Here is a 22,943-nt window from a genome sequence, read left to right as displayed (position 1 = left end):
CGTTTTGATTTTAAAGTTTTTTTATTCAAAATCACATCTGACACTGACACTTTTTTATCACCAAATTAGTGCGCGCACCAAAGAAAGGTCCAACATGGTGCAATTAAGGCGCAAAACATAAAAAATCACGGCACAAAAGATAAATGCAGGTTATTGAACTTGATTTTTTCTATTTAATAGTTTTTATAACTACTTAACCAATCATTAATTAGGTGGTTAATTTGTTAGATCAAATATAAATAGCACCAAATAAATCATTTATTACATAATTGATATACTGATTGGTTATTACCAATCGTGCTACATTCAAATTCATAACGAAGCAACCATTAGATTTTTTAGAATAAAAACTAGCAGTGATTGATACTTCAAACTTAAACAATCTAGAAAAATAGGCCGCATTAATAAGGAATCACAACACTTTCATCTCAAAAATCATAGATAGCATTCTATTAACTTGATCCTTAGTAGTCTTTTCGCTTAGGGTAGAGTCTGCTTTCCAAGTATTATGTTTGGAAAACTAGTGTATTATTATAAGAGTCCAGTTTTAAAGGTGGGTAATTTGGACAATATGTTACTTGAGCATGTATCTGGCATTTGTGAAGCTCGCGGTGTTCGATTTACACCTCAGAGAAAACGAGTATTTGAGCTTATATGCACAAATCAAAGTGCTTCAAGTGCTTACGATCTTTTAGAACAATTAAAAGAAAGTGAGCCTCAAGCCAAACCACCAACAATATATCGAGCTTTAGATTTTTTACTAGAACAAGGATTCATCCATAAAGTTGAGTCCAATAATAGCTTTATATCCTGTTGTTCATGTGGTGAAAATAAACACTACTCACAACTTCTTATATGCGACAACTGCGGTAATGTTGTTGAATTACAAGATGATAATCTACTGACCTTGCTCACAGGCAATGCCGAAAAGCACGGTTTCAAAATAACAAATCATGTCATTGAAACGCACGGAGTTTGTAATACGTGTTCTTCAGGCATTGACCAATAAGAAAGAATGTTATGCGCGCTGAATTTGTAAACCCGTTTTTAGCTTCTTTAATGAATGTTTTAAAAACAATGGCTTCTTTAGAGTTGAAACCTCTAAAACCTAGAGTAAAAAAAGATGAAATTGCTCGTGGTGATGTATCTGGCCTAATCGGTATGGTTGGAGATAAAAGTAAAGGCTCTATGTCCATTACTTTTGATGAAGCTCTTGCATTGGAAATAATGCAGAATATGCTCGGTGAACGACCAAACGGAATAAACGAAGAGGTCACTGACTTAGTTGGTGAGATCACAAATATGGTGACTGGTGGAGCGAAGCGAATTTTATCCGATAGCGGTTTTGAATTCGATATGGCCACACCTATTGTGGTTTCAGGAAAAGGACATACCATTCGTCATAAGTGCGATGGAGCAATTATTATTATGCCTTTCACTTCTGAGTGGGGGAATGCATTTATTGAAATTTGCTTTGAATAACGAGTTTAGTTTTTAAGTAATACAGATTTTTTAGCTAATGAACGTTTTTAATTAAAAAGTAAATTTTCCAGAGATTGAGATGAAAAGGTTGATCCTATGATCAACCTTTTTTGCGTTTACATAAAAATGCCACTTATGTTCAAAATAACAGCTTAAGCTTTATAAGCTTTAAAAGCGTTAATCAAACCATTAGTTGAACTATCATGTGTATCAACTGGTGATTCATCAGCTAATTCAGGAAGAATTTGATTAGCGAGTTGCTTACCAAGCTCTACGCCCCATTGATCAAAAGTGAAAATGTTCCAAATAACGCCTTGGACAAAAATCTTATGCTCATACATCGCAATTAAATTACCTAGTGTACGAGGGGTAATTTCCTTAACTAAAATAGAGTTAGTTGGTCTGTTTCCTTCAAACACTTTGAAGGGAACTAAAGCCGCAACATCTTCCGCTGTTTTTCCTAACGCAATAAACTCAGATTCAACTTGTTGCTTATTCTTACCAAAAGCCAATGCTTCAGTTTGGGCAAAGAAATTCGACATTAATTTCTGGTGATGATCGCCTGCTGGATTATGACTGATGGCTGGAGCAATAAAATCACAAGGTATAAGTTTGGTTCCTTGATGTATCAACTGATAAAAAGCATGTTGTCCATTAGTACCAGGTTCACCCCAAATTATTGGGCCTGTTTGATAATCTACAGGTTCGCCATTTCGATCGGTAAATTTGCCATTTGATTCCATGTTACCTTGTTGGAAATAGGCAGCAAAGCGATGCATATATTGGTCATAAGGTAGAATAGCTTCTGATTCAGCCCCATAGAAATTGTTATACCACAGGCCTATCAAGGCCAAAATAACTGGGACATTGTCCTCGAATGGTGTATCAACAAAATGGTTATCCATTTCATGAGCACCAGCTAACAACTCAACGTAATTGTCATAACCAACGGATAAAGCAATAGATAAGCCAATAGCCGACCATAAAGAGTAACGACCACCTACCCAGTCCCAGAATTCAAACATGTTTTCGGTATCTATACCGAACTCTGATACCGCCTGACTGTTTGTTGAAAGAGCAGCAAAATGTTTAGCGACATGGGTCTCATCACCTGCAGTTTCAAGGAACCAACTACGTGCAGAATGAGCATTGGTCATGGTTTCTTGTGTGGTGAATGTCTTCGATGCAACCAAAAATAGCGTGGTTTCAGGATTGACCTTTTTTAAAGTTTCAACAATATGTGTACCATCGACATTGGAAACAAAATGCATGTTCAAATGGTTTTTATAAGGTGTTAGTGCTTCTGTTACCATATAAGGACCAAGATCTGAACCGCCTATACCAATGTTAACAACATCAGTAATCGCTTTACCGGTGTACCCTTTCCAATCACCCGATATAACTCTATCAGTAAACGCTTCAATTTTATCCAAAACCGCGTTAACCGCTGGCATTACATCTTCGCCGTCCACCATAACAGGTTTATTGCTACGATTACGAAGTGCAGTATGCAGTACAGCACGATTTTCTGTTTGGTTTATTTTCTCTCCGGAAAACATAGCATTCATTGCTGCTTTAAGTTCGGTTTCTTCTGCCAGAGCAAACAGGTTGTCCATTGTTTCTTGAGTGACTAAGTTCTTGGAATAATCTACCAAAATATTTTCGCCAAACGTGGTCGAAAATTTTGAAAAACGCTCTTCATCTAATGCAAATAACGTTTTCAGCTCCATATCTTGTGCTGATTCAAAGTGAGTGGTTAAAGCATTCCAAGCTTGAGTTGTGGTTGGATTGATATTTTTTAACATGTGTAAGTCCCAATATTACAGTAGGTTAAATTCAATTACGCGTAGACAGATGTCGGCAATAACTGAATCCCAAATTTAAAATGAAATGTGTTCGTTATAAAAAATAGCAGCTTGCCCAGGACCACTTTCATCTCCATGGAAGTTAAAAATGGCCTTATAAACAAAAGCCTCTATAATTTTTATCGTTGTAATTTTTATCGTTGTAATCATAACGCGATTATGACGCAACGTCTTCTTAGTGGTATTGAGTTACATCAGATCATATTGAATCACTAGTTTTAACTGCTCTGCATTACAAATAAAAGGACTTTTTGCAAAAAAAGTCCTTTCTACAAAAATAAGCATCTAACATTATTATTCACCTCAAAAACTAGCGACTTTATCTGCACTCTGCGTGATTACTGTAAAACTCAAAGCCAAAAGACAGACCAATTGGTTTGCAACAAAACGCACACTTTTTCTCGATGTGATCCAGTTAACTTAACGCTAACAGTTTGTGACATATTGAATATGAATTTGTTCCATGGAACAAAAATCAAACGCCTTTTACTCCGATATTTTAACTTTCGTCCAATGTTATACAAGATGTCATAGTGCATTATAGTTATTAATTACTAAATTTTGTTATTTAATAAATTATATATATAAGTGAGTTAAAACCAAATAAGTGTGGAACATACCATATAAAAAATTAAATAAAAAACATCATTAGCTTCAAATGAAATACCAGCATAAACGCACAAAAAACACTTAAATAATATTTAAAGAGGATTTATGTTATCTTATATTTTCCGACGATGTTTAATCGCTATACCAACACTTATTATAATATCAATTGTATCTTTTATTATCATTCAAATACCACCAGGTGATTTTGTTGATGCCTATATTTCAGAAAGAATGGTCATTGATGGTTCAATTAATGATGTTGATGCTTTAAGAGAAAGTATCCAAGCAGAGCTTGGTATTAGTGATAGTATGATCGTCAATTATTTCAACTGGGTCAGTGGGTTCCCTCGTGGAGATTTTGGCTATTCTTTCCAACATCAAAAACCAGTTCAAGAGTTAATATGGGGTAAATTAGGGTTAACATTTTTAATTACATTTATCACGTTAATATTCACTCTAGTCACTGCATTTTTCACTGGAATATTGACGGCATTAAAGCCCTACACTTTATTTGATTACATCGTCAGTTTTTTTGGTTTTCTAGGTTTGGCCATCCCTAATTTCCTCCTTGCCTTGCTGTTGATGTACTTATCACTGAATTGGTTTGGCACACCTTTCTCTGGTTTGTTTTCACAAGAATATATCAATGCCCCCTGGAGTATCGACAAAGTTCTGGACGCAATGCAACATATTTGGATCCCAGTCATTGTTGTGGGAACAGCAGGCACCGCTAGTAAAATTCGGATTATGCGCGCAACTATGATGGATGAATTGCATAAACCCTACGTCGACACCGCTCGTTCCAAAGGGCTCCCAGCTTATAAAGTGGTCCTAAAATACCCAGTAAGACACGCAGTCAATCCTTTAGTGTCCACCATCGGATGGATGTTACCAGAACTTGTCTCAGGAAGTGCCATTGTAGCAATTGTATTGAGCTTACCAACCACTGGACCATATTTATTAGAAGCGTTGAGAAGTCAAGATATGTACCTTGCTGGCACTTTTTTGATGATGCTCGCCGTACTAACCATTATTGGTACCCTCATATCTGACATTTTACTTGCCTTATTAGATCCACGCATTCGTCTATCTTAGGAGATATTATGACATCGCAATCTATTCTTGAGCCGAATGATTCGGATAAAGAAATAAATACCAAGCCAGATGAACTGCATGAAGATAAAGGGAATGATATTTTTTATGCATCAAAATCTCGTTTAATGTGGCTACGATTCAAGCAGCATAAAATGGCGTTATTCAGTGCAATTATGATTATTATTTTTTATTGCGTCGCCATATTCGCAGATTTAATTAGTGTTATGGATATTAACACTTACAATGCTAAATTTAAATATGTCCCTCCTACCGAGATTCATTTTGTAGATAAAGAAGGAAGCTTTACAAGACCGTTTATTTATAATTTAACTAGAAAAATAAATATGGATACTCTTGAATATGAATACACTCAAGGGGAAGAAGCGTATCCAATTAATTTTTTTCATCAAGGTTATTCCTATAGTTTCTTGGGTTTATTCAAAACAAATATTCATTTAGTCGGAGTAGACTCTGGTGCCGCATTATTTTTAATGGGCTCAGATAAGCTTGGACGAGATATATTTAGCAAGGTTGTTCATGGTGCAAGAATATCGTTATCCATTGGTTTAATTGGTGTTTTTCTTAGTTTAGTTTTTGGTGTTGTTTTAGGCGGTATTTCAGGCTTTTATGGAGGAAAAGTCGACACGATGATCCAAAGACTAATCGAAGTACTGATGTCTTTTCCATCGATTCCTCTTTGGATGGCATTAGCAGCATCACTACCACCATACTGGTCACCAATATTCGTTTACTTCATGATCACCCTAATATTATCTGTTATTGGTTGGACTGGAATAGCACGTGTGGTCCGCGGAATTGTCATGCGGCTAAAAGAAGATAAGTACACCGAAGCCGCCGTGCTATCCGGAGCAAGTAATTTCTATATCATTCGTAAACATTTACTTCCAGGCTCAACCAGTTTCGTTATCGCCTCTGCAACACTCAGCATTCCTTCAATGATTATAGCTGAGACATCTTTAAGCTTTTTAGGAATAGGGCTGCGTCCACCTGTCGTAAGTTGGGGAGTATTACTCCAAGAAGCACAGAGCATTGAAGTAATAGCCAATTATCCTTGGATCCTATATCCGGCAATATTTGTCATTGCTACCGTACTATTTTTTAACTTTTTGGGCGACGGCCTGCGTGATGCAGCTGATCCATATATGAATAGAGCTTAAATTATGCGAAATAAATTACTTGAATATAAAAATGTGGCCGCTCAATTTCATACTATTGAAGGCGTAACCAACACATTAAATGACATAGATTTAACCATTTATGAAGGTATGAGCCTTGGTATTGTAGGCGAATCAGGATGTGGTAAAAGTGTCACTTCTCGCTTGCCTATTCGCTTACTACCCGAACCTTCCTTTCGAGTATCAAAAGGCGAGGTAACTTACTATAAAAGTGGTAAGCCTTTTAATGTACTCAATACAAAAATCAATGGTAAAGAAATAAACAGCATTCGCGGCAAAGAGATTTCGATGATATTTCAAGAACCAATGAGTAGTTTAAGTCCCATTCACACCATTGGCAGTCAAATGCGTGAGCTGATCATGCAACATACTGATATGAATAAACATCAAGCAAAAGAGCACGCTATTCACATGCTAGAACGTGCCCGAGTACCTCGTGCTCACGAAGTTTATGATGACTATACCTTTCAGCTATCAGGAGGTATGCGTCAACGAGTCATGATTGCAATGTCAATCAGTTGTAATCCGCGTCTACTATTTGCAGATGAACCAACAACGGCTTTAGACGTAACCGTTCAAGCTCAAATTTTAAGCCTAATCAAAGATGTACAGCGAGAGCAAAATATGGCTCTAGTGCTGATCACTCACGATCTTGCCGTTGTCGCCAATATGGTTGAAGAAATTGCCGTATTTTACCTTGGATACATTGTCGAATATGGCAAAACAGATGACATTCTAAAAAAACCTCAACACCCTTACACCAAAGCATTAATTGAATCGATACCAACACTAAGTACCAACGAGGCACTAAAACCAATAAAAGGAAGTGTGCCCGATCCATACGCCAAAGTTACTGGTTGTCCGTTTTGGATGCGCTGCGACAAAGCGACCCGACAATGTCAGCAGGAAGTTCCCCCTTTTATTTCACAAGAAAATGACCATAAAGTCAGATGTTTCGAGGCATAGCTCATGGATTCTACCCCATTAATTGAAGTCGAAAATTTGAAAATGCATTTCAGTATGAAAGGCGGTGCATTTAGTCGGCGTACAGGTTTAATTAAAGCCGTTGACGATATAAATTTTAAAATTTATCCAAATGAAACTTTTGGATTAGTTGGTGAGTCAGGTTGTGGGAAAACAACCGTTGGTCGAGCCATACTCAAAGCAATAGAACCTACTTCAGGCAAAGTGATATTCCACAGTAAAAGTGGTAAAAAAATTGATCTTGTTCCTATGTCAAATAAAGAGCTTCGGCCCTTTAGACAAGAAGTACAAATGATTTTCCAAGACCCATATTCATCTCTTTCTCCAAGAATGACAATTCAAGAAATTTTAGAAGAACCGTTAAGGCTTGCAGGTATTAAAGACAAAAAATATCTGTATGAACAAGCTAAAGAAATGATTGAACAGGTAGGGTTAAGAAGTTCGCATTTAATGCGTTACCCCCATGCCTTCTCTGGAGGGCAAAGACAGCGTATCGGTATTGCCCGCTCTTTAATTACTCGACCACGCTTTATTGTTGCAGATGAAGCCGTTAGTGCTCTTGATGTCTCTGTTCAGGCGCAAATATTAGAAATACTCGGGAATCTAAAAGATAAATTTAATTTATCTTACTTATTCATTTCACATGACCTCAGCGTAGTTAAATACCTATGCGATCGCGTTGGTGTTATGTATTTGGGCAGAATAGTAGAAGTTTCTCCAACCGCCGAACTGTATCAAAAACCATTACATCCTTATACCGAAGCACTATTACACGCCATACCAGATATCAATGAGAGAGGTATTCGAACTGATATTTTAGGCGGTGAAATACCGGACGCAGCAAACCCTCCCTCTGGTTGTACATTTCACAACCGATGTAAATATGCCAAAAACAAATGTAAGAGCGAAATTCCTGAATTAAGAGAACTTAAAGTCTTACATGAAGGTAAGGAAATCCTACGACAAAGTGCTTGCCACTTCGTTGAAGAGATATACCAACAATAATAGGAGATCAACGTGAAACTTAAAATTGCAGCTCTGACCCTAGTACTAGCAGCATTTAATTCGTGGGCATATCAAGAAGCCCCCATGCTAACTAACATGGTCAATAATGGAGCCATTCCAGCGGTAGACAAGCGTCTTCCTGAAAATCCACTGGTCGTCACTCCTGTCAATGAAATTGGTAAATATGGCGGAACTTGGCGTCGTGTTATACCCAACTATCAATTTCACGAATGGAGTAACGAACCTCTAGTCATGCTAGATGATAATCAAAACCGTGTACCTAATTTAGCTGAGTCCTATTCTATTTCTGATGACCAACGCATATATCGATTTACTTTACGCAAAGGCATGAAATGGTCGGATGGTGCCCCATTTACCACTGCTGATGTCGATTTTTGGTACAATGACCTAGAACTCAACTCTAAATTATCACCAAGTGTTAAATCGTTATTTTTATCAGGTGGTGAACCAGCCAAATTAAATGTTATTGATGAACAAACATTTGAGTTTGAGTTTAAGCAACCTAACCCAAATTTAATTGAAATGCATTTACGTTCTACAATTGAATTCCGTCTGCCACAAAGTCCAAAACATTACCTAAAAAACTATTTGCCTGACTTCACTTCAGAACAAGAACTAGCGAAAAAAATCGAACAAGCTGGTATGACTGATTGGCGTCAGCTATTCCATAATCGTTGGAATACCCGTTCAAATACAAACCCTGAACTTCCGGTACTTTACACTTGGGTATATGACACCGATCCACAAGAACTTCAGCAACGAGCAGTACGTAATCCATATTATTGGAAAGTTGATACTGAAGGAAACCAGTTACCATATATAGATGCAATGTCTTGGCCACAAACGGCCGAACCGCAAGTCATGATTTTAAAAGCGCTCGCGGGAGAAGTTGATATTGACCGTATTTCTAAGCTGACCAGTGACTTTACCGCGCTAAAGAAAGGTGAAAAAGCAGGTAATTACAAAACCCGTCTTATGGATTTGAGCGATCACGGAAATATGCTCGTTCTGTTTTCTAACCTAGACTATGATGGGGATGCTGAAGTCATGCGTCTATTGCGTTCTAAGAAGTTTCGTCATGCTATATCTTTAGGAATAGACCGAGATACTCAGAACCAAATATTAGGCGTAGGCTTATCTGAACCTGCACAATCAGTGCTGTTAACAACCTCTCCTGGTGGCAGTCAAAAAACATCTGAAGCTTATACTCAACTCGATCCAAAAACAGCCAATAAACTATTGGATGAGCTGGGATTAGATAAACGAGATAATGATGGCTACCGACTAGGAAAAGACGGCAAACAGTTAAGTTTCTTAGTGCACTTCCAAGCTGGCAGAAAAATAAGTGAAGAGGGCGCCATTCTCGTAAAATCGGATATGGATAACCTCGGCTTACGCTTTGTAATGCGTTCAGATGAAAAAAGTTATTTCAACCAGATTCGTCGTGGCGGCGATTATCAGATGGTCTTACATAACAATACCTCTGGTTTGAATCCATTATTTGGTGCCAATAACTACTTCCCTGTCATGTCTGAAAATAACTTCGCGCCTCTTCAATCTGCCTACTATTTGTCTAATGGCACTAGCGGTGTAGAACCAACACCGGAAATGCGGGTACTGAGTGAATACTATGAACAATTACTCAACGAAACAGACAAAGACGTGTTTGCTCGTAAGGTTAATGAAGTAATGGAAATTCATGCTGAAAATTTATACGCCATTGGTATTTTACGCTACACCGGCTCTCCTGCTGTTGTTCATAACCGTATGAAAAACGTATCAGATAAATTCTACTCTGTTTATAAAAGCCCATTCTTCCATAAAAAGGAACAAATTTTCATAGAAGAATAATACTTGTCGAGGCTTATCTTGGTCATTTCGATAAGCCTCGATTGATATAAAACGCGCAAAGATTTTCAGTCAAATTAGTACTCTGTGGCTGATTTTCTAGCACAAGGAAGTCAAATAGAAAATAGTGCGTATATTTCTATTTAGATAACTTATTTTTATTAACCCAATTATTTCAATGCATTTATACAACTACGTGCATTGAAATACCCAAATAAGAAAGAATCTATTAATTGACCCCAAAACAGGCAACTACCTTTGGTGTAATAAGGAAAAGAGCAATGCTTAATTTGGCAAGAACTCATGACTTTCAAGTCAATCTATCCCCTAGCTTAACAGAACCAGCTACGGTTAACCCACCAAGCTTTAATTGGCCAGAAAATATAGATACTGAGCAGCAATACACTCTAGAATTACAAAATATCACATCCGATGAATATTGGTGTTGGGATAAAATCCGTTCACCGTTACAGCTCTCTTTTGAATTGCCATTGGGAGAATACCGTTGGCGACTTAGCACTACCCATGATGAGCAACCAGACCAGGTTTCCGCATGGATCTCCTTTCATATTAATCAAGATCTTATCAATTACATTGCTCCTACTGCCGAACAATTATTCGAACAATGTGATGGGCATGAACAATGGTTGATGTACTTCAACGAAGACATATCGTCAATAAGAGCACAAGGGTTTGATATTTATCCCAAACTTAAACAAACCGCTCTTAAAGGAGTCCCATTATCGAAAATCAGCTACCCTAACCATTATCAACGAGGTGAAGAAGAAGGCAAACGCGAAGCCATTGCAAATGTTAGAAAGTGGATCGATCGTGATCTGGTAGTTAATGCATTACTGTACAGAGTATGGGGAGAAGAAAAACACGGGGACGAAGCTCGAGCAAGATTACTACAACTAGCAGAGTGGAGCCCAGAAGGACCAGCATCTCTTTTGCGTCCTTGTACATGGGGAGATGAGGTAGGGCTATCTTTATCGCGAAACTTATTTCTCGTCTACCATTGGTTAACTCCTATTTTAAATGATGGTGAAAAAGCGTTTATTAGACCAATGTTGATTAGAATTGGCCAACAATTAAAAGAGCGTTTAGAGCAAGACAAATTTGCTCAATTTCCAGGGCATTCTCATACTTCACGACTGTCAGGATATCTTGGTATTGCTGCATTAACTTTGTATCGAGAGCACGATAAAAAACAATGTGAAGAGTGGCTTAATTACGCCATTATGATTTATCGTGGCATTCTACCATTTTATGGAGGAATAGACGGAAGCTGGGTAGAAGGCCCATTTTATGCGTCATCCTATACTAAGTGGCATCACCCGTTTTTTCTCAGTGTTGAGCGAATTTCTGGTTTTTCATTTTATCAACACCCTTTTTACAGAAATTTTCACAATTTTGCCCGTGACTTTATTATTCCCGAGCAAGCGATTTATCCTTTCGGCGATGGTTTTTGGTGTCGAAGAGACGGCAAAGAATGGCCTGGGTTCTTCGCCCAGAATCCCTTAAGAATTTATGCATCGAGATTTGGTGATGCAATAGATTACCAACACTCCGTAGAATTAGAAAAATCGATAAGCGACTATCAATTACATTTACTTGATGTAGTACCAACCATTCAGCAGTTAGCATTTGATATTGAGGTTAAAAACAAAAAGCCGACAGCAAAAAAAATTCAGGAGCAACAAATAATCAATCATTATTATTCGTATGCCGGTCTGGGTAAACTCATGCGTCAAAATATGTCTCTATATTATAGAGCCAGTGCATTTGGTAATAGTTCTCACCGACATGGCGATCAAGGTAATATTGCCTTTTTTGATAAAGATATTGGCGTATTGATACCAACAGGAAGTTATGGGTATAGATTTGGTAGTACTCATCACAATGCTTGGACTCGACAAACAATTGCTCATAACTTACCGTTAGTTGAGACACAGGGACAAAAACTGGATGACCAAAGTGCAATAGGTAAAGTAACACAACACCATGTTGAAGCGGACCATCAGTTTGTTACTTTAGATTTGAGCCAAGCATATAACACGCCATTACAGTGTTTTTATAGGACCCTGATCTTGATAGAGGATTATGGATTAGTCATCGTTGATTCTATCCAGTTAGACCAAGAACACATCTTAAACTGGCGTTTACATAGCCAGCTTAACGCTACATTAAACTCCGGAAACGGTACTATTTTACTGACACATTCTCGACCAGATATTGAACAGTACAAATGCCGATTATTAAACCACTCTGATGTTCAATCTACACTAGCACATGGTTATACTGAAGAACTCACCATACCTACTCGTGAAATAGAAACCGATGCAAGTGAAAGAGTTGTTCATCTCGATTGGCAATTACCCGCGAGCAGAGAACACAAAGTAATCGCTTGCTGTATTAGAGAAAATGTGCCGTTCCCTAAAGTTAAATATGTCACTCGTGAATCATCTGAAGCGATTTCAATCCAACTAGAAATCGCAAAAAAAATCATTTCAATCCCTTTATATGGACAGACTTAATCACAAAATAAATCGTCACCTTTCTCTGCCCACGGCGCATTAGTGGGCTTTTTTATGAGCATGACATTATTATTAACATTAGTATGAGAGAAGAATTGATATTACAAAATTAGGCTGAAATAAAGTCGACATTTATCTTTATACTCCGATAAATTTAGCCCACAAATTTCTTCCGCCCTTTTAATTCTATAACGAAGAGTATTAGGATGAATAAACAATTTTTCAGCGGCTTTTTTTATATCGCAGTCATTTTCAAACCAGCAGATAAGTCCCTCAATAAAACTCGGATCTTTATGCTCTAATGCCTTTAAATAACGATGTATTTTTTCCAATTGCCAATTTGAAAAAACCCCATTAAATAATGCTGGAATTTCTAAGTCTGAGTATTGAAAAAAACGCTGTTTGGGAAATAGACGTTGCCCAGATTTCAACACCGATTGAGCACTTTCAAACGCCATCGGCAAGTTAATAATATCACTGTAAACCGAGCCAATAGCACAGAAAGTATTGGGAGATAAATTTTTGACTAAATAGGTTTTAAAATTCTGCCAATCTTGCATCAGAGAATAATCACGTTGGTTGCAATCGACAATATAAATCATAACAACGATAATATTACTCGAATACTCAGCCATAATGTGTTTAACAGGCCACGATTTTAATGCAATGATAACTTCTTTGTTATCAAAGTCAGAGCAACTTTCAATTATCACCATGGCAAAGGATTGTTCAAAATCAACCTTGAGCATTGAGGCTCTATTTATAATATGTTTAGCAGGTGTTTCCGAGTCGATGCATTCTAATAAAAATTCTTCGCCTTTACGTTCAGTATGACGAATAATTTCTATCATAGACATATATTCAACCACCAACTCTGCAGCCATTTTTATCATTTCCCCTAAAGGTCGAACGTCTTCTAATGGGCCGGCAATTCCGATAACACCAATAGGTTCATCGTTATACATTATCGGTAAGTTAATACCAGACATGATGTTAGGATACTCTGTGAGCATGCTAGAGGAAATTTCTATCGTCTTAAGTTGGCTCATGGCTAATATTGCACCGCCATGCTTTTGATACATTCGAGCAGGATTAGTAGAAGCAATGATGTAACCCTTTTTGTCCATAACGACAATAGGGTAATTAGTGATACGATTTGTCCGTTCAACGATACGCTGGGCCAGACTTTCTTTAAGCTCAATATGCACTTTTATAGTATCACTGATAAAACATGCAGTAATTTTAAACAACCACGTTTATATTGTTGCGAGTAATATCTCAACTATTTGTAGTACAAATAAAGCAGATTAACCGTCAATATCAGCGCCGACAAACGGTGCGTTATAATTTCTTTATTATGCAATAAAAAAGCATTTTAAAACAAAAAGATACATATAGTATATTTTATACTAATTAATTGACGAAACTAAATAAAGCATACAAATAAATCAAATTTTTTCTTTATTTAGGACACTTTACTCATCATCAAATGCAGGACCTGCATAATTATCAAACCGCGAGAATTGACCTTGGAAAGTCAAACGAACTGAACCGATTGGACCATTACGCTGCTTGCCCAAAATAATTTCTGCGATCCCCTTCATGGTACTATCAGGGTGATAAACTTCATCACGATAAATAAACATGATCAAATCCGCATCCTGCTCTATAGAACCTGATTCACGCAGGTCGGAGTTTACCGGTCGTTTATCTGCTCGCTGCTCTAGCGATCGGTTTAGCTGCGATAACGCCACAACAGGCACATTCAGTTCTTTCGCTAACGCTTTTAGTGAACGAGATATCTCTGCAATTTCTAACGTTCTATTCTCTGTTAGTGAAGGAACACGCATCAATTGAAGATAATCGATCATGATCATACTGATACCACCATGTTCACGGGCGACACGACGCGCTCGTGAACGGAGTTCAGTTGGTGTTAACCCTGAGCTATCATCTATCAGAATATTGTTCTTCTCCATCAGTATGCCCATAGAAGAAGAAATTCGCGCCCAATCTTCATCGTCCAATTGACCGGTCCGAATTTTAGTTTGATCAACACGTGACAATGAAGCAAGCATACGCATCATAAGTTGCTCAGATGGCATCTCAAGTGAAAAAATCAACACTGGTTTATCTTGCGCTAATGCCGCATTTTCACATAAATTCATGGCAAAAGTGGTTTTACCCATAGAAGGACGAGCAGCAACAATAATTAAATCCGACCCTTGTAACCCTGCTGTTTTTTCATTCAAATCGACAAAACCAGTAGTAAGACCAGTCACCCCATCTTGAGGGCTTTTATATAATATCTCTATCCGCTCTAATGTGCTCTCCAGAATAGAATCGATGCTTTGTGGGCCATCATTCTCTCCTGTTCTTTCTTCCGCAATAGCAAACACTTTACTTTCAGCAAGATCGAGCAAATCTTCTGATGTTCGACCTTGGGGATCATAACCTGCATCGGCTATTTCATTTGCCACACCGATAAGATTACGAACCAAAGCTCTTTCTGCAACAATATCTGCATAGGCATTGATGTTTGCTGCACTGGGCGTATTTTTTGCGAGATCCGCCAGATAAGCAAAGCCACCAACTTCTTCTAATTGCTCTCTTTGCTCTAAAAATTCGGATAAAGTGATCAAATCAAGAGGGTTACTCTCTTCTAATATGATCTTCACACTTTCAAAAATCAGGCGATGTGGACGGCTATAAAAATCTTTTGCTACAACACGTTCAGAAACCGTATCCCACCGTTCATTATCTAAAAGTAACCCTCCGATAACGGATTGCTCGGCTTCTAATGAGTGAGGGGGAACTTTAATTGCGTCTACTTGAGAATCGGCAGTATTTTTGTTTCTGATTTCGACCATGATGATACTCTGTAACTAGTTATAGCGGCACATTATAACGGGATTGTACCATTTGTAATCCCCAAATAAAAAAAACCAGAATTAAGCTCATCTTGGCCAATCAATACAGGGTAGAACACCATATTATTCAGGTAAATAAGGGAATATAAACGAGACAAAAATAAAGGATTACTTCTCAATATTATCAGTCGAATGAATTTTCAGGTTGTTTTTGTCGCGCTAGATTTTTTAACGATAGATTTTAGGCATAAAAAAACACCAGCCGAAGCTGATGTTTTTTTGTCATCGGATACTGAAATTACTCAGCAGCAACAACTTGAAGAGTAACTTTAGCAAATACTTCTGAATGAAGTTGAATGCTAATTTCGTACTCACCAACGTTACGTAAAGCGCCTTCAGGAAGACGTACTTCACTCTTAGATACTTCAACGCCTGCCGCAGTAATTGCGTCAGCGATGTCACGAGTACCGATAGAGCCAAATAGTTTACCTTCATCACCCGCTTTAGATGCGATAACAACAGCTTCTAGTGCGTTCACAGTTTCAGCACGAGCTTCTGAAGCAGCTAGTTGCTCTGCAACTTTCGCTTCTAATTCAGCACGACGAGCTTCAAACATTTCTGTGTTAGCTTTAGTTGCCATTACTGCCTTATTTTGTGGAATAAGGAAGTTACGAGCATAACCAGACTTAACATTAACTGTATCGCCTAGGCCACCTAAGTTACCGATTTTATCAAGTAGAATAACTTGCATTATTTAATCCTCTCTCTTAATAAAACGTGTCTATTACTGATGCTTATCAGTATAAGGCAGCAATGCTAGGTAGCGTGCACGTTTAATAGCACGAGCGAGTTGACGCTGATATTTAGCACTAGTACCAGTGATACGACTAGGTACAATTTTACCAGCTTCAGTGATGTAGTTTTTAAGAGTTGCTACATCTTTGTAGTCAATCTCTTGTACGCCTTCTGCAGTAAAACGGCAGAATTTACGACGACGGAAGAAACGAGCCATGGGCTATCTCCTGATCTTAAATTTTTGATTAAGTATGTTGAGTAGTATTAATGACCGAAGTCATCATAATTACTCAGCTGCTTCTGACTTAGCTTCTGTACGCTCTTCACGACGTGGAGCACGTTCAGCACGCTCTTCACGTTGTTTTAGCATAATAGATTGCTCAGTAACTGCAGCTTTAGTACGCATGATCATGTTACGTAGAACTGCATCGTTAAAACGGAAAGCAGTTTCTAGCTCGTCAATCACTTCTTGACCAGCTTCTACGTTCATAAGAACGTAATGAGCTTTGTGAAGCTTGTTGATTGGGTAAGCCATTTGACGACGACCCCAGTCTTCTAGACGGTGTACAGTACCGCCAGCTTCAGTGATAGAACCAGTGTAACGCTCGATCATGCCAGCAACTTGCTCGCTTTGATCAGGGTGCACCATGAATACGATTTCGTAATGACGCATGTTTGCTCCTTACGGATTAGTAGCTTCCACGTATGGCCCGGTCGTCCAAGGGAAGCAAGGAACTTGTATAAAATGACCGAGAATTAAGGACGGCAAATAGTATAGAAAAAGCAGGCCAATAACAAGCAGTATTTTCACTGTTAAGCAAGAAACAAAAAGCTATACGCTACGCTGTCTAACCGATTCGAATAAACAGATGCCAGAGGCCACTGAAACATTCAAACTCGATACAGTACCAGCCATAGGTATTTTGATTAAATCATCACAAGTTTCTCGAGTTAAACGTCGCATACCATCTCCTTCCGCGCCCATAACAATAGCTAAAGGGCCATTGAGTTTCGCTTGGTAGATATCATGTGTTGCTTCACCTGCTGTACCAACAATCCATACATTGTGTTCTTGCATCGCACGCATAGTACGAGCAAGGTTTGTTACTCGAATGAGAGGAACCGTTTCTGCAGCACCACAAGCTACTTTACTCACAGTAGCACTTAATGGTGCGGATCGGTCTTTTGGTACAATAACAGCTGCTACGCCTGCTGCGTCAGCATTCCGTAAACAAGCCCCTAAGTTATGTGGGTCAGTCACGCCATCTAAAATAAGAAACAGCGGTTGTTTTTGCTGGGCTAGAATATTGTCTAAATCATTTTCATTGAGCGTTTTAGCCGCTTTTACTCGACCAATAATTCCCTGATGATTCGCTCCTTTGGCTTTATCATCTAAAGCTTTTCGCCCCATTTGTTGCACCGATACACCAAATTGTTGTAATTGGGTTATAAGTGGCATCAAACGGTCATCTTGACGCCCTTTGAGCACAAATGCTTCAATAAAACGAGCTGGATCATGCTCTAAAACCGCTTTTACAGCATGGATGCCATAGATAAATTCATTACTCATTTTTTACTCTTTAATTGATTCTGTATTGTAAGTTAACCGTCTTATTTAGAAGCACGTCGTTTGCTCTGGGCTTGGTTATTTTTGGCTCGAGACTTTCTTTTACGTGCTTTTTCAGACTTTGTTTTCTTCTTAACCGAACTGTTTTCGGCATTTTTGTCAGACGTACCGTCCGGTCTTTTCGTTGGCTCCACTAATGCTTTGGCTTTGCCTCCACGGCGAGACTTTGAAGCCGGTTTTTTGTCAGCTTGTGCAGCACGTTTTTTAGCTGTTTTTCCTTTCCCGCGTAGCTTACGACTTGTTTCAACTAATTCAAAGTCAATTTGTCTATCATCGAGGTTAACTGAACGAACTTTTACTTTAACGCTATCACCTAAACGATAAATATTACCGAAGCTTTCCCCTTTCAAACGCTGACCGACGGCGTCAAAAATATAATAATCATTAGCTAAAGATGAGATATGCACCAATCCATCAATATGCAATTCACTTAATCGAACAAAAAAGCCAAAACCGGTCACATTGGCGATCACGCCTTCGAGTTCATCTCCGACATGATCTTGCATATATTCGCATTTAAGCCAATCAGAAACTTCTCGAGTTGCATCATCTGCTCTTCGTTCTGTCATTGAGCATTGTTCACCGTACACATCCATATCATCAAACGAATAATGATATCCACCAGTCGGTGTCCAGCGGTCGGTATTACGACCTTGCTGCTTAGCATTCAGGAATTTAATTGCTCGGTGCAGCAACAAATCAGGATAACGACGAATTGGTGACGTAAAGTGAGCGTAACGTTTTAAAGCCAAACCAAAATGACCTGCATTATCGGGGCTGTAAATCGCCTGTTTCATCGAGCGTAACAACATGGTTTGAATCAGTTCTTTATCTGGTCGCTCAACAATAGCTTTCATTAACGCGGCGTAATCCGTCGGAGTGGGCTCTAGACCACCAGTTAGATTTAAACCTAATTCTCCAAGAAAATCTCTAAAGCCTGTTAATCTCTGCTCTCCTGGGGTTTCATGAATCCGATATAACGCTGGTTCTTTTAATTTTTCGACCAATGATGCTGAGGCAATGTTGGCTAAAATCATGCATTCTTCGATGAGTTTATGTGCATCATTTCGAACCACTGGTTCAATGCGATCTATTTTACGATCCGCATTGAAAACAAATTTGGTTTCTAGTGTTTCAAATTCTATCGCTCCACGTTGATCTCGTGCTCTTTTCAGCACTTGATACATATTATGCAGCTCTTCAAGATGTGGAACCAAAGGCTTATAACGATCACGTAACTCTTCATCGCCATCTAAAATATCAGCAACTTTGTTATAGGTTAAACGAGCATGAGAATTCATTACCGCCTCATAGTGCTTGTAACCCGACAATTTACCTGTGGCGGAAACGGTCATTTCACACACCATGCATAAGCGATCAACTTGCGGGTTTAGTGAGCACAACCCATTTGAAAGTACTTCAGGAAGCATTGGCACCACTTGAGATGGAAAATAGACCGAATTGCCACGATTAATCGCTTCTTTGTCTAATGCGGTGCCTGGTCGAACATAATGACTAACATCAGCAATGGCTACCCATAAACGCCATCCACCACTAGGTTTTTTCTCACAAAAAACAGCATCATCGAAATCACGAGCATCTTCACCGTCAATCGTCACTAACGGTAAATCAGTAAGATCGACTCGACCCACTTTAGCCTCATCAGGAACGTGTTCAGCCAAGCCTTGTATTTGCTTTTCGACCGCTTCAGGCCAATCATTAGGAATTTGATGGGTACGAATCGCGATTTGAGTCTCCATTCCTGGCGCCATATTTTCACCAAGAACGTCAACTACTCGACCTGTCATACCTTTAGAACGGCTACCACGATTGGTAATCTCAATGACAACAACATTGCCCATTCGCGCGTTCATTTTTTCATGATCAGGAATTAAAATATCCTGATGGATACGTGAATCATCTGGCACTACATAAGAGTAACCTTGTTCTAAAAAGAAACGCCCAACAATTTGAACCTTACGCTCCTCTAGCACACGAATTAAACGACCTTCTTTTCTGCCGCGTTTATCGGTACCTGTGGGCTGAACAAGAACATAATCTCCGTGAATAATCGTGCGCATTTGGTGGTGCGGTAATAACACATCATTTTCTTTTCCGGCACTGCCTTCAGGCCTAACCCAACCAAAACCATCTCTATGGCCAATAACTGTCCCTTTGATCATTTCTAGTTTTTCAGGCAAGGCGTAACATTGACGACGAGTAAAAACGAGTTGGCCATCTCGCTCCATGGCTCTTAGTCGACGACGTAATCCTTCGTATTGTTCTTCTCCAGATAAACCTAACGCTTCGAAAACATCGTTACGATTCATTGGTACATTGGCCTGTTTAAGAAACTCAGTAATAAATTCTCTACTTGGTACAGGATTATCGTATTTTTCCGCTTCTCGATCGGCGAATTTATCTTTGGGGGTATTGTCTGACATAGGTAACCTGCTATAGAAAAAGAGGAGTTAGTTTAAGTATATATACTTGTAGCAAAAATAAATAATTAAAAACAAAAACGCCCCACTTTTGCAATGGAGCGCTATCAATACAGTATGATTAAACAATTTGACGATAATCAGCACATTACCAAAAAACGTCACGTCTTTTCGCTTTAGCAATAATATTTTGTGGCATACGCTGTTCTAAACCACTGCGTAATATACTAATTCTTTTATGTTGTGTTTTGTCACCGGTAACCGAGTTGTATAGCCAACGATAGGCATCTTCATAATCTAATGGGCTACCATAATCACGAAGAAGTAATTCCGCTAAATGAATTCTTGCTCTCAAGTTGCCCATAGCAGCCGCTTCTCTTAAATACGGAATAGCTCGCTCTTTATCTTGTTGGACAATCGTTCCTCTTGAATAATAACGCCCTAACTGCTCTAAAGCAGAAGGAAACCCTTGATGAGCGGAATTTTCGATGTAGTAAAGACCTAATTCAACATCTTTATCCACACACACGCCCCATGTCAGCATATCGCCATACAGCAATTCGTAAGCGGGCAAGTTGATCCTCGTTGCACGCGCAACAATATCTTCTACCAACTGACACTTATCCGCTTTTACTCGTTCTAAGTGTTTATTGCTCTCGATCAGTTTTATTAATTCTGCTTCTGTATATATAGGGACTGGTTCACCCACATCCGCTAATTCAGCCTTCACCTGAGATAAAGGGGACAGCGCTAACAACAGTAACGCAGCCATCAATTTAAGCTTCATACCTGCACTCTTTAATCATACCGTGCTTACCTTATCGGCACTTTGCGGTTTCACTTTAATCAAATATAGGCGCAAATGATGATCTTTCTTTATTATATTTGATCTTTTTAGCTAAAATTTTTCCGTGCATTAATACAACACGTGACTAGACTTAATCAACATTGCTTTGCTGGGTTACTGGCGCAATTAGCTAACAGCCAAAACCAAACACGCCGCTACAGATACAAAAAAGCCGATTACACTAGGTAGTCGGCTTAAATTCAATTTATCCTGTTAGCATTAATCTCTATCAATTAGACGCTAAAAGGATGAACCTTAATAATAGTTTCATTACGATCTGGGCCGGTAGAAACAATATCGATTGGAACACCTGTTAACTCTTCAATACGCTTAATGTAATCTAACGCAGCTTGAGGAAGTACTTCTAGTGATTTAGCACCATAAGTGTTCTCTTCCCAACCAGGCATAGTTTCATAGATTGGTGTTGCTTGTTCAAAAGCTTCAGCTGCCATTGGAGAAACATTCAGTACTGTACCATCTTTCATTTTATAGCCAGTACAGATTTTTAGTTCCTTCAGGCCGTCTAGCACATCCAACTTAGTTAGACAAAATCCAGACAATGAATTGATTTGAATAGCACGGCGCATGGCAACGGCATCAAACCAACCGCAACGGCGTTTACGACCCGTTGTTGCACCAAACTCCTGACCTTTCGTACCTAGATGGTTACCAATTTCGTCATCAAGTTCTGTTGGGAATGGACCTGAACCAACACGAGTACAATACGCTTTAGCAATACCTAGAATATAACCGATATAACGAGGCCCAAAACCAGAACCCGCAGCAACGCCACCAGCCGTAGTATTTGATGATGTTACGTATGGGTAAGTACCATGGTCGATGTCAAGAAGTGTACCTTGGGCACCTTCAAACATAATTTTATCGCCACGCTTACGAGCGGCATCCAGTTCATCGGTCACATCAATTACCATTGATGTTAAAAGATCGGCATAACCCATCGCTTGCTCGAGTACTTCGTCATAGCTAACCGCTTCTGCTTTATAGAAATGCACCAATTGGAAGTTATGGAAATCCATTACTTCTCTTAGTTTTTCAGCAAACGCTTCTTTATCGAATAAGTCACCAACACGAAGACCACGACGTGCAACTTTATCTTCGTAAGCTGGTCCAATACCGCGTCCCGTGGTACCAATTGCTTTTTTACCACGTGCAAGTTCACGCGCTTGGTCTAAAGCAATATGATAAGGCAATATTAGTGGACAAGCTTCAGAAATGAATAGGCGTTCACGTACTGGAATCCCGCGCTCTTCAAGAGGTTTCATTTCATTAAGAAGTGCATCAGGAGAGAGTACTACTCCATTACCGATAACACATTTTACGTTATCGCGAAGAATGCCTGATGGTATTAAGTGGAGAACGGTTTTCTCACCGTCAATGACTAGAGTGTGACCCGCATTGTGTCCGCCTTGATATCGCACGGTATACTTTGCATCTTCCGTTAATAGGTCTACAATTTTTCCTTTACCTTCGTCACCCCATTGGGTGCCTAGAACGACTACGTTATTTCCCATCTTTCCAGTTCTGATAGCTAGTTAAAAATGGATTCTAGCACCTAACTCAACTTCTTGCAGTCATTTTTTAAGCATATAGAGTGCATAAAATGATAAGGGATTAATTACACAACAAATATCCACTTTCCTTCAGCCACAAAAAAAGGAAGCCAAGGCTTCCTTTTTTCTAATGCTTGTTCTTTCGAACAA

The 22,943-nt window shown here is 38.9% G+C and carries 18 protein-coding genes; 8 read left to right on the top strand and 10 right to left on the bottom strand.

Annotation, left to right across the window (positions count from 1 at the left end):
• Window positions 1-508: 508 nt before the first annotated feature.
• Window positions 509-1,009: a zinc uptake transcriptional repressor Zur gene (gene zur / locus ACLKML_RS13335; protein WP_413285717.1), complete on the top strand. Its 501-nt coding sequence runs from the start codon at window positions 509-511 to the stop codon at window positions 1,007-1,009.
• 11 nt (window positions 1,010-1,020) lie between these two features.
• A complete protein-coding gene (locus tag ACLKML_RS13330) occupies window positions 1,021-1,482 on the top strand; it encodes a chemotaxis protein CheX (protein WP_413285716.1) in 462 nt (153 codons plus the stop codon).
• Window positions 1,483-1,634: 152 nt separating this feature from the next.
• Here ACLKML_RS13330 and pgi read toward each other — a convergent pair whose 3' ends face one another.
• Window positions 1,635-3,287 (bottom strand): glucose-6-phosphate isomerase, encoded by a 1,653-nt coding sequence (gene pgi, locus ACLKML_RS13325; RefSeq protein ID WP_413285715.1) that lies wholly within the window; start codon window positions 3,285-3,287, stop codon window positions 1,635-1,637.
• A 774-nt stretch (window positions 3,288-4,061) separates the two neighbouring features.
• Here pgi and ACLKML_RS13320 point away from each other — a divergent pair.
• The 6 genes from ACLKML_RS13320 (at window position 4,062) to ACLKML_RS13295 (ending at window position 12,642) form a co-directional block, all read left to right on the top strand.
• Window positions 4,062-5,051 carry an ABC transporter permease gene (locus ACLKML_RS13320; protein WP_413285714.1) on the top strand — a complete coding sequence of 330 codons (990 nt, stop codon included), beginning with the start codon at window positions 4,062-4,064 and terminating at the stop codon, window positions 5,049-5,051.
• An 8-nt stretch (window positions 5,052-5,059) separates the two neighbouring features.
• On the top strand, window positions 5,060-6,229 hold the full coding sequence (locus ACLKML_RS13315) for an ABC transporter permease (RefSeq protein WP_413285713.1): 1,170 nt from the start codon (window positions 5,060-5,062) through the stop codon (window positions 6,227-6,229).
• A gap of 3 nt (window positions 6,230-6,232) precedes the next feature.
• Window positions 6,233-7,213, top strand: a complete 981-nt coding sequence (locus ACLKML_RS13310) for an ABC transporter ATP-binding protein (protein ID WP_413285712.1) — start codon at window positions 6,233-6,235, stop codon at window positions 7,211-7,213.
• A 3-nt stretch (window positions 7,214-7,216) separates the two neighbouring features.
• Complete coding sequence (locus tag ACLKML_RS13305; RefSeq protein ID WP_413285711.1) at window positions 7,217-8,236, top strand: ABC transporter ATP-binding protein; 1,020 nt, start codon at window positions 7,217-7,219, stop codon at window positions 8,234-8,236.
• Between the two features lie 12 nt (window positions 8,237-8,248).
• The gene (locus tag ACLKML_RS13300) at window positions 8,249-10,108 is read left to right on the top strand and encodes an ABC transporter substrate-binding protein (protein ID WP_413285710.1); all 1,860 of its coding nucleotides are present in this window, start codon (window positions 8,249-8,251) and stop codon (window positions 10,106-10,108) included.
• A gap of 278 nt (window positions 10,109-10,386) precedes the next feature.
• The gene (locus ACLKML_RS13295) at window positions 10,387-12,642 is read left to right on the top strand and encodes a heparinase II/III family protein (RefSeq protein WP_413285709.1); all 2,256 of its coding nucleotides are present in this window, start codon (window positions 10,387-10,389) and stop codon (window positions 12,640-12,642) included.
• Between the two features lie 101 nt (window positions 12,643-12,743).
• Here the strand turns inward: ACLKML_RS13295 and ACLKML_RS13290 are convergent, their stop codons facing one another.
• From ACLKML_RS13290 to ACLKML_RS13250, 9 genes are all read right to left on the bottom strand, one after another.
• Window positions 12,744-13,850: a CdaR family transcriptional regulator gene (locus ACLKML_RS13290; RefSeq protein ID WP_413285708.1), complete on the bottom strand. Its 1,107-nt coding sequence runs from the start codon at window positions 13,848-13,850 to the stop codon at window positions 12,744-12,746.
• A gap of 267 nt (window positions 13,851-14,117) precedes the next feature.
• Window positions 14,118-15,512 carry a replicative DNA helicase gene (locus ACLKML_RS13285; protein ID WP_413285707.1) on the bottom strand — a complete coding sequence of 465 codons (1,395 nt, stop codon included), beginning with the start codon at window positions 15,510-15,512 and terminating at the stop codon, window positions 14,118-14,120.
• A 298-nt stretch (window positions 15,513-15,810) separates the two neighbouring features.
• Entirely contained in the window at window positions 15,811-16,263 is a 453-nt protein-coding gene (rplI, locus tag ACLKML_RS13280; protein ID WP_317718634.1) for a 50S ribosomal protein L9, read from the bottom strand.
• A 33-nt stretch (window positions 16,264-16,296) separates the two neighbouring features.
• Complete coding sequence (gene rpsR / locus ACLKML_RS13275) at window positions 16,297-16,524, bottom strand: 30S ribosomal protein S18 (RefSeq protein WP_000090471.1); 228 nt, start codon at window positions 16,522-16,524, stop codon at window positions 16,297-16,299.
• 69 nt (window positions 16,525-16,593) lie between these two features.
• The gene (rpsF, locus tag ACLKML_RS13270; protein WP_413285706.1) at window positions 16,594-16,980 is read right to left on the bottom strand and encodes a 30S ribosomal protein S6; all 387 of its coding nucleotides are present in this window, start codon (window positions 16,978-16,980) and stop codon (window positions 16,594-16,596) included.
• A 159-nt stretch (window positions 16,981-17,139) separates the two neighbouring features.
• On the bottom strand, window positions 17,140-17,877 hold the full coding sequence (gene rlmB, locus ACLKML_RS13265; protein WP_413285705.1) for a 23S rRNA (guanosine(2251)-2'-O)-methyltransferase RlmB: 738 nt from the start codon (window positions 17,875-17,877) through the stop codon (window positions 17,140-17,142).
• 41 nt (window positions 17,878-17,918) lie between these two features.
• Window positions 17,919-20,378, bottom strand: coding sequence for a ribonuclease R (gene rnr, locus ACLKML_RS13260; RefSeq protein ID WP_413285704.1), 2,460 nt, complete (start codon window positions 20,376-20,378; stop codon window positions 17,919-17,921).
• A gap of 145 nt (window positions 20,379-20,523) precedes the next feature.
• Window positions 20,524-21,162, bottom strand: coding sequence for a flagellar protein MotX (gene motX, locus ACLKML_RS13255; protein ID WP_413285703.1), 639 nt, complete (start codon window positions 21,160-21,162; stop codon window positions 20,524-20,526).
• 293 nt (window positions 21,163-21,455) lie between these two features.
• On the bottom strand, window positions 21,456-22,754 hold the full coding sequence (locus ACLKML_RS13250) for an adenylosuccinate synthase (RefSeq protein ID WP_413285702.1): 1,299 nt from the start codon (window positions 22,752-22,754) through the stop codon (window positions 21,456-21,458).
• Between the last annotated feature and the right edge of the window lie 189 nt (window positions 22,755-22,943).

The organism is Vibrio sp. MA40-2, assembly GCF_047302445.1.
Taxonomy (GTDB): domain Bacteria; phylum Pseudomonadota; class Gammaproteobacteria; order Enterobacterales; family Vibrionaceae; genus Vibrio.
The sequence above is the reverse complement of the archived record's forward strand: the minus strand, read 5'-3'. Positions and strand labels throughout refer to the sequence as shown.